This window comes from Nocardia sp. NPDC056100, assembly GCF_042266325.1.
Taxonomy (GTDB): domain Bacteria; phylum Actinomycetota; class Actinomycetes; order Mycobacteriales; family Mycobacteriaceae; genus Nocardia.
In genome coordinates, this window is the sequence record NZ_JBHJVY010000004.1 from 1,355,482 (window position 1) to 1,368,164 (window position 12,683).

The 12,683-nt window shown below is 66.4% G+C and carries 10 protein-coding genes and 1 tRNA gene; 9 read left to right on the top strand and 2 right to left on the bottom strand.

Annotation, left to right across the window (positions count from 1 at the left end):
* Window positions 1–261 precede the first annotated feature (261 nt).
* The 3 genes from pgm (at window position 262) to ACFC0O_RS36600 (ending at window position 3,922) form a co-directional block, all read left to right on the top strand.
* Window positions 262–1,902 (top strand): phosphoglucomutase (alpha-D-glucose-1,6-bisphosphate-dependent), encoded by a 1,641-nt coding sequence (pgm, locus tag ACFC0O_RS36590; RefSeq protein ID WP_375966317.1) that lies wholly within the window; start codon window positions 262–264, stop codon window positions 1,900–1,902.
* The gene (locus ACFC0O_RS36595; RefSeq protein ID WP_375966502.1) at window positions 1,892–3,100 is read left to right on the top strand and encodes an MFS transporter; all 1,209 of its coding nucleotides are present in this window, start codon (window positions 1,892–1,894) and stop codon (window positions 3,098–3,100) included. Before pgm ends, ACFC0O_RS36595 begins: the two co-directional genes overlap by 11 nt.
* An 81-nt stretch (window positions 3,101–3,181) precedes the next feature.
* On the top strand, window positions 3,182–3,922 hold the full coding sequence (locus ACFC0O_RS36600; RefSeq protein WP_375966320.1) for a DsbA family protein: 741 nt from the start codon (window positions 3,182–3,184) through the stop codon (window positions 3,920–3,922).
* A gap of 331 nt (window positions 3,923–4,253) precedes the next feature.
* On the opposite strand, the gene ACFC0O_RS36605 is transcribed toward ACFC0O_RS36600, so the two are convergent.
* Window positions 4,254–6,488, bottom strand: a complete 2,235-nt coding sequence (locus ACFC0O_RS36605; protein WP_375966323.1) for a DUF222 domain-containing protein — start codon at window positions 6,486–6,488, stop codon at window positions 4,254–4,256.
* A gap of 126 nt (window positions 6,489–6,614) precedes the next feature.
* On the opposite strand from ACFC0O_RS36605, the gene ACFC0O_RS36610 reads away from it, so the two are divergent.
* A tRNA-Ala gene (locus tag ACFC0O_RS36610) sits at window positions 6,615–6,687 on the top strand.
* A gap of 55 nt (window positions 6,688–6,742) precedes the next feature.
* On the opposite strand, the gene ACFC0O_RS36615 is transcribed toward ACFC0O_RS36610, so the two are convergent.
* Window positions 6,743–7,459, bottom strand: a complete 717-nt coding sequence (locus tag ACFC0O_RS36615) for a TetR/AcrR family transcriptional regulator (RefSeq protein WP_375966325.1) — start codon at window positions 7,457–7,459, stop codon at window positions 6,743–6,745.
* Between the two features lie 81 nt (window positions 7,460–7,540).
* On the opposite strand from ACFC0O_RS36615, the gene ACFC0O_RS36620 reads away from it, so the two are divergent.
* From ACFC0O_RS36620 to ACFC0O_RS36640, 5 genes are all read left to right on the top strand, one after another.
* The gene (locus tag ACFC0O_RS36620) at window positions 7,541–8,500 is read left to right on the top strand and encodes an ABC transporter ATP-binding protein (RefSeq protein WP_375966328.1); all 960 of its coding nucleotides are present in this window, start codon (window positions 7,541–7,543) and stop codon (window positions 8,498–8,500) included.
* Window positions 8,497–9,300 (top strand): ABC transporter permease, encoded by an 804-nt coding sequence (locus tag ACFC0O_RS36625; protein ID WP_375966331.1) that lies wholly within the window; start codon window positions 8,497–8,499, stop codon window positions 9,298–9,300. The genes ACFC0O_RS36620 and ACFC0O_RS36625 overlap by 4 nt, the downstream gene beginning before the upstream one ends.
* 173 nt (window positions 9,301–9,473) lie before the next feature.
* Window positions 9,474–10,340: an alpha/beta fold hydrolase gene (locus ACFC0O_RS36630; RefSeq protein ID WP_375966334.1), complete on the top strand. Its 867-nt coding sequence runs from the start codon at window positions 9,474–9,476 to the stop codon at window positions 10,338–10,340.
* Between the two features lie 131 nt (window positions 10,341–10,471).
* On the top strand, window positions 10,472–11,740 hold the full coding sequence (locus tag ACFC0O_RS36635) for a PepSY-associated TM helix domain-containing protein (RefSeq protein ID WP_375966336.1): 1,269 nt from the start codon (window positions 10,472–10,474) through the stop codon (window positions 11,738–11,740).
* A 239-nt stretch (window positions 11,741–11,979) separates the two neighbouring features.
* Window positions 11,980–12,683: MspA family porin (locus ACFC0O_RS36640; protein ID WP_375966339.1), on the top strand; the 704-nt coding region annotated here is incomplete at its 3' end.

Sequence of the window (12,683 nt, forward strand, 5' to 3'; positions counted from 1 at the left end):
GCGGCACGGCGACGATTGGGGGCAGGTGGTGAGTGAGGAGCTAGCGGGCCGGAAACCGTTGGATCGCGCGGTGGCACATCGATTCGATAGTGTCGTTCCACTGGGCACATCCGTGCTGACCACGTTCAGTAGGTTCGAATGGGTATCGGTTCGAAGGACTGAGGAGGGCGCTTACAGCTATGCGGTGGCGAACGTAGTGGCGGTGTCCCCGTGATCCTGATGACCAGCCGGGCACAGGCGATACGGAAGGGAGGTGCGAGCATGGCGCATGATCGGGCCGGGCGACCGGCGCGCGCCACGGACCTCGAGGATATCGCGCACTTGGTGACGGCCTACTACAGCCGGATTCCCGATCCGGCGGATCCGGCGCAGCTGGTCACCTTCGGCACCTCGGGTCATCGCGGGTCGAGTCTGGACAACGCGTTCAACGAGGCGCACATTCTCGCCATCACCCAGGCCATCGTCGAATATCGCGCCACCCGCGGCATCACCGGCCCGGTGTATCTGGCGCGCGATACGCACGCGCTGTCCGAACCGGCCTGGACCACCGCGCTGGAGGTGCTCGCCGCCAATGACGTCACCGCCATTATCGATTCGCGTGACAGGTACACGCCCACACCGGCTTTGAGTCATGCGGTGCTGCGGCACAATCGCGGCGGCACCCGGCATCAGGCCGATGGCATCGTGGTGACGCCCTCGCACAATCCGCCGCGTGACGGCGGGTTCAAATACAATCCGCCGCACGGTGGACCGGCCGATACCGTCGCCACCGACGCGATTGCCGCGCGCGCCAACGAGCTGTTGCGCGGCGGGCTGGCCGATGTGCGGCGCACCAGTCTCGCGCATGCCCTGGCGCATAAGGTCGAACGCTACGACTATCTCGATCGGTATATCGGGGACCTACCCAATGTGCTGAATCTGGACGCGATTCGGGGTGCCGGGATTCGCCTCGGCGCCGATCCGATGGGCGGCGCGAGCGTGGATTACTGGGAGGAGATCGGGCAGCGGTACGACCTCGAACTCGAGGTGGTCAATCCGTTCGTCGATCCGACCTGGCGCTTCATGACCCTGGACAGTGACGGCAAGATCCGGATGGATCCGTCCTCGCGCTATGCCATGGCCTCGCTGGTGGCGATTCGCGACGATTACGACATCTCCACGGGTAATGACGCCGACGCCGACCGGCACGGCATCGTGACTCCCGATGCGGGACTGATGAATCCGAATCACTTCCTGGCGGTGGCGATCGAATATCTGATCGCCAACCGGATGGGCTGGGACGCACTGACCAAGATCGGTAAGACGGTGGTCACCTCGTCGATGATCGATCGCGTGGTGGGTGTGCTCGGCCGCGATGTGTACGAGGTGCCGGTCGGGTTCAAATGGTTCGTGCCCGGATTGTTCAGCGGCAGCCTGGCTTTCGGTGGTGAGGAGAGCGCGGGCGCGTCCTTCCTGCGCATGGACGGCACCGTGTGGACCACCGATAAGGACGGCATTCTGCTGGCATTGCTGGCCGCGGAGATCACCGCGGTCACCGGGCAGAGCCCGTCCACGCGCTACACCGAACTCGAGAAGCGCTACGGCAGTCCGGCCTACAACCGGGTGGACGCGAGTGCCACCGTGGAACAGAAGGCGCGGCTGGCGGCGTTGACGCCGGACATGATCACCGCGAAAGAGATAGCCGGGGAGCCGATCACCGGCATCCAGACCAGGGCGCGGGGCAATGGCGCGGCGCTGGGCGGGGTGAAGGTCACCACCGAGAACGCCTGGTTCGCCGCCCGGCCCTCGGGCACCGAGGACAAGTACAAGATCTACGCGGAATCGTTCCAAGGCCCCGAGCATCTGACACAGGTGCAGGCGGCCGCGGAGGAGATGGTGGGACGGGCTTTAGCTGGTGAATAGATCCAAGGCTCTACCGGTCGAGATCTGGGTGCTGGTGGGAGCCGCGTTCACCATTGCCATCGGATTCGGTTTGGTCGCACCCGCGCTACCGCAGTTCGCCCGGAGTTTCGGGGTCGGTGTCGCGGCGGCGTCGTTCATCGTCAGCGCGTTCGCGCTCATGCGGCTGGTGTTCGCGCCGCTGGGCGGGCGGCTGGTGCAGAAGCTCGGTGAGCGGCCGGTGTATCTGACCGGTTTGATCATCGTGGCGATCTCGACCGGCGCGTGCGCGTTCGCCCAAAGTTATTGGCAGCTGCTGGTGTTGCGGTCGCTCGGCGGTATCGGGTCGACCATGTTCACGGTGTCCTCGCTGGCGCTGGTGATCCGGATTTCGCCGCCGCTGGAGCGCGGGCGGGTGTCGGGGGTGTACTCGACGAGCTTCCTGATCGGCTCGATCAGCGGGCCGCTGGTGGGTGGTGCGCTGTCGTTCCTCGGGCTGCGTGCGCCATTCATCATCTATTGCATCGCGCTGCTCATCGCCAGCTTGATCGTGTATGTGGCGCTGCGGGATTCGCCGCTGGCGGTCCCGGAGGCGGCCAATGGTTCGGCGGCCATGACGTTCCGGGAGGGGCTGGCACGGCCCGCGTACCGGGCGGCGCTGTGGGCGAATTTCGGTAATGGCGCGGCGGTTTTCGGTGTGCGAATGGCATTGGTGCCGTTGATCGTGGTGGAGGTGCTGCACAAGGACGCGGGGCTGGCGGGTGTCGCGTTGACGGTGTTCGCGGCCGGTAATGCCGCGGTGCTGTTCCTGTCCGGCCGATGGTCGGATCAGCTGGGCCGCAAGCCGTTCCTGATCGCCGGGACGCTGGTGTGCGCGCTCGGCACGGCCGGGCTGGGGCTGGCGTCGACGTTCCCGTGGCTGCTGGTGGCCTCGTGTATCGCGGGGATCGGGTCCGGAATGTTCTCGCCCGCTTTGCAGGCCGCGGTCGCCGATATCGTCGGGCCCGGGGTGCGCGGCGGGCCGGTGCTGGCGGGGTATCAGATGTCCGCGGATCTGGGCACGTTCCTGGGACCGTATCTGATCGGCATGCTCGCCGATCAGGTGTCCTACGGGGTGGCGCTCGGGGTCACCGGTGTCATTCTGGCGTCGGCTTCGGCGGTGTGGCTGGCGGTGCCGGAAACCCTGCGCCGCAGGGAACCCGCCGTCACCACCGGGGCGTAACCGCTCGGTTCTCGCGGCCGGGGCGACACGCTCGCGGGGCCGCCTGGCCGATGCGGGTGGTTGTGGTGCAGAGTGTGCGGGGTGAACGCACCGTCTTCGAAACACACCCCGCGGCCGGTATCGAGCAAGACCACCTACGCCCTCGGCGCAGTGGCCGTGGTGGTGGTCGCGTTGATCATCTTCGCTGTCTCCCAATGGAATAAGGGCGGCAGCGATTCGATCCGCAATGACGGCTACGGACCTTCGCACAACCCCGGCGTCTCGGTGGCCATGGACTCCGACGGCGCGATCGTCCTGGGCAAGCCGGACGCCACCAAAACCATTGACGTCTATGAAGACCCGCTGTGCCCCGCCTGCGGTCAGCTGGAGAAGCTGTACGGTCAGGAAATCGCCCAGCAGGTCGACGAGGGCAAATTGGCGGTCCGGTACCGCCTGGTCAATTTCCTGGATCCCAAGTCCGGCAGCAAGGACTACTCCACCCGCGCCATCGCCGCCAACGAATGTGTGGCCCAGGCCGGTGACGGCCCCGCCTACGCCAAATTCCACTCCCTGCTCTTCACCACCCAGCAGCCCTCCGAAGGCGGCTCCGACCACAACAACCAGGAACTCGTAGCCATCGCCAAGGACGCCGGCGCCTCCGCCGACGCCCTCACCTGCATCACCAAGGGCGACCGCCTCGACTCGGCCCGCAACCACGCCGAATCCGCCATGAAGGCCCTCACCTCCGCCTCCGGCGACCGCGTAGCCACCCCCTCGGTCTTCCTCGACGGCAAGAAGATCGACGTGAACAACGAAGACTGGGTCCAGAACGCCGCCAAGTAATTCCGGCTAAGCGGCACTGCCGTTCGGGTGGGGTGCGGCCGTTCGGGTCGGCCGCACCCCCGAGGAGTCGTGTGCCAGTCGCGACTCCGGGTGTTGGGGTGCAAGAGAATTGGTGGGGCGCGGCCCATCGGGGCCACAGGAGAGCCGCGCCCCGGGCAGGGAACCGTGCTGGCAGCGCGGTCCCTTGGTCAGGGGCGGACTCGATTGAGCGGGAATAGGTTTCGGATCGAGGCGGACCTGCGGTGGTGCTGTCGTGGTGCGTGATCGGCTGCGTCTCGATCGTCGTGGTGGGGTAGTGGGTGGTGTGGACCGCGGTGCCGCGCGGCGGCGCTCACCGGGGTGCGGGGCGGGCCGGGGTGGCGGGGATGTCGTTCTCGGGGGTGGTGCGGGTTAGTTGGGGGTGGAGTAGGACGTGGGTGTCCAGGGGGTAGCAGATATCGGTGTTGAAGGGGCAGAAGGGGATTGGGGCATCCAGCGCCCCTTCGGGAGCCAGGTGCAGGTGCGGGGTCGCAACGGTGGGTGCGTCTATATCGGTGTGCGGGAAGAGATATCGCGCGCCCTCGCGAATGGTTTCGTGGGATTCGCCGGTCGGGTCGATCCAGCGCATGCGGTCGGTATCGGCGAGATAGACGCGCCAAGGCTGTTTCCCGCTGTCCGCGAGCGCCTTGAGCCGGTGGTGATGCGAGCACAGCACCGCGCGCGGAGCCGCACTGGTCTGCGGTGCACGGCGCAGACGCAGCGGATCGAACTGCGTCACCAGTGTTTCCGCGGCGGGCATGGTGCAACCGGGAAATCGGCACAGACCGTCGAAGGCCCGGATCTCACGCGGGGGAGCTGCCGAGAACGGATGCAGCACAGCCGCATTCGCGGATGCGGGAGCCGGCCGACGCTTCGAACCCGCAGGGTGCGCCCCAGGCACTCCGGTGCCCGCCGCTCGGCGTGCGGCCGCCCGCAGCGCTTCCGGCGATCCGGTATCCGCCTGCTCCGCCGCGGACCGCAAAACCTCGGCGACAGCCGGATTCCTCTGCGCCCCACCGCGTCGCAACCCTTCGGTCGAGCTCGAGGCTGCCTCGGCCGCACCAGTCCGCAGATATTGCGATGCGCGCGAAACGGCTTGAACCGCATCGGATTGCGCACCGTCCGACGAGCTCGACGCCGTATGTTCTACCGTGCTCCGTGCGCCCTCCGTTGCGCGTGCCTCTATCGCGGGCCGCAGATCTCCCGGTGAGTTCGCGGCCGCCACTCCCGCATCGTGTCGAGCGGCGTCGGCCAGGCTGGACACCGCTTGTTGCGCGGCGCGGCGCAGTTCATCGGAGACGCCCGAGTCGGCTCGTGCGATTCGGCGCAATGCCATCGCGGCGAAATCGTCGTGTTGCGCGGCGGGTTGCGGTGCGGCTGGATCGGGGTGCCGCACCGCCGCGCTGAGCGGGTCGGGTGTCGGCGCGTGGGATTGGCCGCCGGGCATGCCGGGGATGCGTTCCCACGGGGCTTTCGGCGCTATCGCACGGCGTGCGGTCGGCACATCGGGCTCGTTCGAGGATTCCGGGAGTGCTTGGGGCGTAGAGGATTTCGCTTCGGACCGGCCGCGCTTGGTGCCCGCGGGGTGATTGCCAACGGTACGTGCGGCGGGTGCTTCCGCATCACCTTCCGGTTCGGCCGGGGCGAAGTATTCCGGAATCACCTGGAAGCGTGCGTGTTCGGCGAGGGTGCGGGCGAGAGCGGCGTCGACGGGTCCGTAGCCGGAGAGGTAGGCCGGATCGTCGCGGAGCCCGAGCAGCGTGTCCGAGGACATGCCGACCTGAATGAGCGGCCGGCGCGGAGCCGAAGGCGCTCCCGCCTGCGGGCAGTATTTTCCGCGCGTGCACCCGCACCGCAGTCGCCCGGTGCCGTCGGCCAGCGCGACCAGGGCGTCGGCGCGGCGCTGCGGCATGCTGCGCGGATCGTCCTCGCAGACTTGGAGACTCATCTCGCGCAGCCGCATGGCCAGCGTCTGCGCGCCGGCCGCCGGAAGCAGTCCGTCGAAAACCGCCATCCCGTCGGCGACGGCGCGAATGCGCACATCGCGATCGGTCTCACGTTCTTCACGCCGCTGCTGTTCTCCCGCGCTATCGAGGCGAATGATCCACCGCCGCGCCGTCTGCCGCAGCCGCCCCGGATCGGTCCGGGTAGCAGCGTCGATAAGCTTGGGCTCCAACGCTTCTCGCACCTCGCGCGTGAGCCCCCGCATAGCTTCGGCGATCACCTGCACCCGAGACAGATCGATCCGCCCGGCAGCGAATGCCTTCCGAGTCTGCGGTAGCGAATCCAACGCCAGCCCGATATCGATGAGCGCCGCCGCCACCCCCTCGGACACATGCACCGCGACCGCCACCTCCGCCGCCGCGAATTCCCCCGCCCGCACCCCGCCCGGCCCGGGTTCGGCATTCTCGGCCCGATGCCGCCGATACACCTCCCGAATAGCCGTGATCTCCGCCGCCTGCGCGAACGCCGCCGCCCCGTGCGCCCGCCGCAGTGCCTCGATCAGCTCCCCATCGCCCATAGCCTCCGCCTCTCCGCTATCGAACATGTGTTCGACCCTACCCCCAGAAGATCGCCCCCGCCACCCTTTGTGCAGGCGATTTGGTTTGCCCAACCCGCATCGTGTAACTTCGTTCAAGCAAGCGGGGCACGCCCCGCAAGCAAATCCACACATGGGGCTATGGCGCAGCTGGTAGCGCACCACACTGGCAGTGTGGGGGTCAGGGGTTCGAGTCCCCTTAGCTCCACCCATCGCAAAAGGCCGGATCCGAAATCGGATCCGGCCTTTTGTGTTTCGTATTCTCAGCCGTCGGTCTGGGCTGGGATGGTGTCGATCAATCGGTCGAGGGATCGGCGGAACAGCTTGTCGGGGTCGGTGTCTTCCGGTGTGGAGTTCAGCATGGTGGCGACGGCGGTGGACAGGTGGGGGAGTTCCGGGTTTTCGGCGATCTGTTTCAGGTGCATCATTCGAGCTTGTAGCGCTTCGGGGTTGCCGGGCTGGTCGGTCTGCTGACGTTCGTGGGCGGCGAAGGTGGCGACGGAGGCGTTGAAGTGGGCGATCAGTTCGAGTTGTTGGCGGGCGTTCAGGCCTGTCGGTTTCAGTACCGCTAGGAAGAACTCCATGTAGGCCTGGACGTGTGGTCCCCAGGATGCGTTGGAGGACAAGGTGATTGCCCAGGGGTGGCGCTGGTAGACGGCCCTGGCGCGATTCCCGATCGTGGTGAGGTCGGCTCGCTGGTCGCCGCTTGGTGCATTCGGGAGGCTGAATTCGGCGGTGGCCGCGTCGACCATGAGGTCGTACAGGTCGGCTTTGGAGTCGATGTAGCGGTAGAGCGATGCCGCCCCTGCCCCGAGCTCTTTGGCGACCGCTCGGATCGAGACGGCGTCCAGCCCCTGCTCATCGGCGATGGACATCGCCACCTGTGCGATCTCCTGGCGGGTGTGCGTCGGCCGCGGCCCGCGGCGAGGGGATGGGTCACGCATCCAGATCACCGGGCGCGGTGCGCCGTCGTCATCCATGCGAGCAGCTTACTGCATGCACTGTTCGCAGATCTGATGTACGTTTACTGCGAACATTGATCGCACTAATGGGGAGCTGAGATGAACCACGAAGCGCCCGGCGTGATTCACGCGCGGGGACTGGTCAAGACATATGGAAAGGGCGAGGGTCAGGTCACCGCCTTGAACGGCGTCGATCTGACGATCGAGGCGGGCACGGTGTTCGGGCTGCTGGGTGCCAACGGCTCCGGCAAGACCACCCTGAACCGGATCCTAACCACGCTGGCCGCGCCCACCGCCGGGCAGGCCCTGGTGTTCGGAGCCGACGTCGTCACCGAGGCCGCGCGAGTGCGAGCCATGATCGGCGTGATCGGGCAGCGCACCAGCCTCGACGACCGCCTGAGCGGCAGGGAGAACCTGAACGTGCTGGGCAGGCTGTACGGACTGTCCGGCGCGGATGCCCGCGAATCGGCCGACGAATTGCTGGAGCAGTACGGCCTGATCGATGCCGCTGATCGCCCCGTCGCCACCTACTCCGGCGGCATGCGGCGGCGGCTCGACATCGTGTCCAGTCTGATCCGGCGACCGGCACTACTGTTCCTCGACGAACCGACAACCGGCCTGGACCCGCGCAGCCGCAGCGAGATCTGGGCGACGGTTCGCCAACTGGCGCAGGACGGTACGAGCGTTTTCCTCACCACCCAGTACCTCGACGAGGCCGATCAGCTGGCCGACCGCGTGGCGGTGCTCGCCGCAGGACAGATCATCGCCGATGGCACGCCACGCGACCTGAAGGCGCGAATCGGACAGCGACTCACCGTCCAGCTGACCCGAGAGTCGGACCGGCGCAACGCAATTGACGTCCTCACGGCACTGGGAGTCAGCGGCCTGGTCGAACAGCAGCGGGAAGCCGCGCTCACGGGTCGAGTCGAAACCGGGTCGATCGCCTTGCCCCCACTGCTGAACGCCCTCACCGACTCCGATGTCGAGGTCCTCGACATCGGACTGTCCGATCCCACGCTCGACGAGGCCTACCTGGCCCTGACCAAGGAGTACGCATGAGCACGCAGCAGGCCGAGCGGAGCAACGCTCTCGTCGACGGCATGAGTATCCTTTACCGTAATCTCTTGGCGCTCAAGCGAAATCCCGCCCTGCTCGCCGCGAACCTCGCGGGCCCGATCGGCTTGGTGCTCGTCTTCGGATACGTCTTCGGCGGGTCGCTCCGTGACGCGCTCCCCGGCTCCTCGTACCGGGAGCAGATCATCCCGGCGGCCTTCGTCCTCGTGGCCGGGACGGGCATGGTGGTTGCCGCGGGCGCTGCCGCCCACGATGCGCGTAATGGCGTGACCGAGCGATTTCGAGCGATGCCGATGGCGCGTTTCGCGGTGCCGTTCGGCGCGAGCCTGAGCCAGCTGCTGCTGTCGGTCATGTCGATCGCGGTCATGGCCGTGGTCGGCCTGCTGGTGGGATGGCAGGCGCACGACGGATTCGCGCGCACGCTGGCCGGATTCGCCGTGCTGGCACTCTTCGGTTACGCCCTCACCTGGGTGGGGATCTTCCTCGGCCTGGCGATCCGGGACGAGGAAGTGGTGCAGCAACTGGCTCCGGTCATTCTCGCCTTCGTCATGGTCTCCAACGCCTTCGTCCCCACATCGAGCATGCCCGCCTGGCTGGGCACATTCGCCGAGTGGAGCCCGTTCAGCGCGGCGATCACCGCGGTCCGCGACCTGTTCGGGAATGCCGCCGCCCCGACCGGCCCCTGGCCACTCGCCCACCCCGTGATCACCACCGTCGCATGGTCTATCGGCCTGCTCGTAGTGTTCGCGCCGCTTGCGTCCCGGCGCTACACCCGCAAGGACTGACCTCGCTGCAGCGGGAGATTGTTGAGTTCGATTACATCCAGCGTGGCGGATTCACCGCTTGTTGCGCAGGTTGATTCCTGGCGATGATTGTGGTGAATTCCGCACTCGCGGAACGTGTTTCGGATTCATCTCCGATTCCATCGACAATCGAACGCAAAGAGGAAACGCCTGTCATGGCTGAGTTGAAGACCCGCACCATTGAAACTTCCGGTGCCACAATTGTTTACGACGTACGCGCGGCCGAACCCGCCGGTGTGGAACCGATCCTGATGTTGATCGGGACGCCCATGGACGCGAGCGGCTTCGTCAGTCTGGCCGATCGGTTTCCGGACCGCACGGTGGTCACCTACGATCCGCGCGGGATCGCCCGCAGTACGAAGGCCGATCCCGCGAGTGCGTCCAATCCTGATGTGCACGTGGATGATCTGCGTCAGGTCATCGACGCACTCGGTGATGGGCCGGTCGATGTGTTCGCCAGCAGTGGCGGTGCGGTCAACGCGCTGGCGCTGGTGGCCAAGCATCCCGATACGGTTCGTACCCTCATCGCTCATGAGCCGCCGGCCGTGCGCTACGTTCCGGACAGTGCGCGGGCGCTGGCGGCGACCGCGCATATTCACGAGCTCTACCGCAGCGCCGGATTCGGCGTCGCCATGGCCAAGTTCATCAGCCTGATCAGTCTGAAGGGTGAGATTCCCGCTGACTTCGCCACGCTTGCCGCGGATCCCGCGATGTTCGGCCTCCCGGTCGCCGACGATGGCAGCCGCGATGATGCGCTGCTGGGGCAGAACCTCGTTGCGACCACCCACTACACCCACGATTTCGAGGCCCTGCGCACCGCCGCGACCCGTATCGTGATCGCGATCGGCGTGGAGTCGGAAGGTGAACTGCCCTACCGTGCCGGTATCGCGGTCGCCGAGCAGCTCGGCTCGAAGCCGGTCGAGTTCCCCAGCCATCACGGCGGTTTCCTCGATGGCGAGTTCGGTCAGCAGGGCGATCCGGACGGTTTCGCCGCCGCTCTGCGGGACGTGCTGGCCCGATAGGAAGCTTCCAGCCCGCGCGGCAGAGTCCCATGCTGCTGTAACCCATTGTCTGGGACTCTGTCGTGTCCCGCTCGCGCGGTCCTCGAAACGTACCTGTACCGGTTGACCTTTAGCTAGGTTAGCCTACCCTCATGAATCCGACGATCATGCCGGGAAGGGGTAGCGCCACCGATGCCGCACCTACACCGCGCCGCGGTAAGCCTGCGGCAAGCACGCGTCGCCGCAGCCGAAAACCGTTGCGCCGCAGCCTAATCGCCATCCACCGCTGGTCTTCTCTCATCCTCGGGCTGCTGCTCGTCGTGCAGACCACCTCCGGTGCGATCCTGCTGTACCACGCGGACCTGTTCCGTCTGAGTCACAGTTCGTTCTATGCGCACACCGATGGTCCCGCTGTCATCGATCTCGATCAGGCGGTGAGCCTGGTACAGGCCGCCGACCCGGATTTCAGTGTCGGATGGGTCGGTGCCGACGACGGCATCATCGCGGTCGGCAATACCGACTTCACCGCCGCCTACGCCATCGATCCCGGCACCGGCCGGATCAACGGCAGCGCGAGCCTCACCCGCGGTGTCCTCGGCCTGCTGGTCAACGTGCACGATTGCGCCTTCGGCTGCGTCGGCTACACCGGCGGCATCGCCGCACTCAACGGCAATCCGCCGCTACTCGATATCACCTGGGCCGCGGTGATTCTCGGTGGTCTCGGACTCCTGCTGATCCTGCTCGCGGTCTCGGGCGCGATCATCTGGTGGCCGTCGCTGCGCCGCATGAGCCACGGCTTCCGGGTGCGCTGGCGCAAAGGCGGATTCGCGCGAGATCGTGACCTGCACAACGTAATCGGCATCATCAGCGTCCCGTTTCTGCTCCTGTGGGGGATTACCGGAGCGACCCTCGAACTGCCCGCGGTGAAGGACGCCTGGTTGGTCTCGACCGGCGGCAAAACGGTCGCCGAACTGGCCGATGACGGCTTCACCCCACGCCAGGTGCCACCGCGGACCCCGCCGATATCGGTCACCGAGGCGACCGATGCCGCCCTGCGCGCGGTGCCGGGCAGGCTGGCCTATCTGATGCTGCCCGCCGAAGGCGCCGACTACTACCGCGCCGCGATCGCCAGCGGCTACTCGCCTTACGCGCATCGCGCCTTCTACAGCGGCGATATCGTCGTCTACGTCAATTCCCATGATGCGACCGATATTTCGGTGACCGAGACGGGTGACGGCCGGCCTGTCGCGAACAAGTTCTACGACAAGATCTTCGAACCGGCTCATTTCGGCTGGCTGGTCAACGGCTGGTGGCGAATTCTCTGGCTGCTGTTCGGCCTGGCCCCGCTGGCCCTCGCTGTCACGGGCCTGTCCACCTGGCTGTTCAAGCGCCGTACCCGGCGCAGAAAACGCGCCGCCTGACGGAAGGGCGAACGTGGTCGAATGTGCTGTTGGTCACCGGGGTTGAGGAAGCTGTGGACCGAGACTGTCTGGGACTGTTACTTTCCCTCAGTCAAACGCGCCGGGTGCTTCCGGATAGCGGCATGCACTCCGTATCGGTTGTGTGGCAATAGATTTCGCTGTTTTCGACCTGTTTCGTCCTTCCTTGTTCACCGCCCCCGCGGATCAACCGCGCTCGCTCTTCACTGGAGGCTTCCGAAATGTTCTCGACGGCAACGCTCGTCACGGCTGGCAAGTGGCGGCCCACGCGTCGTACCTGGATCGTGGCGGGCCTGGTACTCGGCGCGTTCGCGTCGGAACCCACTGCCACAGCGGATTTCATCGATCCCGCCGCACTCGGAGTGACCATCCGGCATCAGATCGACGCCACCGCGCTCGACAGCACGCATCTTCGAATCACCGAGGCCGACACCGCGCTGAAAGTGGTTCCGCCACTGGACGGTAGCCCGCTCAGTCGTGCCGCCTATCTCAGCGGTATCGCGATCGGCCAGGTGGATCTGCCCGCCGGAGTCCAGGCGAAGGATGTCAGCCTCGAGGTGGGATTCGCGGTCGCGTACCCCTGGGAACTGACCTCGGCGACCGTCACCGTCAACACCCCCAGCCTGTCCATCGTCCCCAGCATCGGAGTCGGCCTCGGCGCAGGCGGACCTTCGCTGAATCCGTCGATCGGGATGGCGGTGGACGTCATCCCCTCGCACTCCCTCGCGCTCGCCATCGAACCCGGCACCGTCACCGAGACCTCGCTGGCGAAATTTCCGATGACCACGCCGGTTTCGTCGATCGATCTGGAGAACACCCGGGTCTCGGTGTCCGGCGCGATCGGGCAGGTGAATCTTCAGGTCTTTGTACGGCTTACCGTGATCACCGAATCCAGTCAGATCACCCGGGTGATCTACAGCGATCC

Bases quoted from the DNA above. Each gene is read 5' to 3' on its own strand.
- ACFC0O_RS36605 (WP_375966323.1), bottom strand. From the start codon at position 6,488: ATGTTCGATAGCGGAGAGGCGGAGGCTATGGGCGATGGGGAGCTGATC.
- ACFC0O_RS36625 (WP_375966331.1), top strand. From the start codon at position 8,497: ATGAGCACGCAGCAGGCCGAGCGGAGCAACGCTCTCGTCGACGGCATG.
- pgm (WP_375966317.1), top strand. From the start codon at position 262: ATGGCGCATGATCGGGCCGGGCGACCGGCGCGCGCCACGGACCTCGAG.
- ACFC0O_RS36635 (WP_375966336.1), top strand. From the start codon at position 10,472: ATGAATCCGACGATCATGCCGGGAAGGGGTAGCGCCACCGATGCCGCA.
- ACFC0O_RS36615 (WP_375966325.1), bottom strand. From the start codon at position 7,459: ATGGATGACGACGGCGCACCGCGCCCGGTGATCTGGATGCGTGACCCA.
- ACFC0O_RS36620 (WP_375966328.1), top strand. From the start codon at position 7,541: ATGAACCACGAAGCGCCCGGCGTGATTCACGCGCGGGGACTGGTCAAG.
- ACFC0O_RS36630 (WP_375966334.1), top strand. From the start codon at position 9,474: ATGGCTGAGTTGAAGACCCGCACCATTGAAACTTCCGGTGCCACAATT.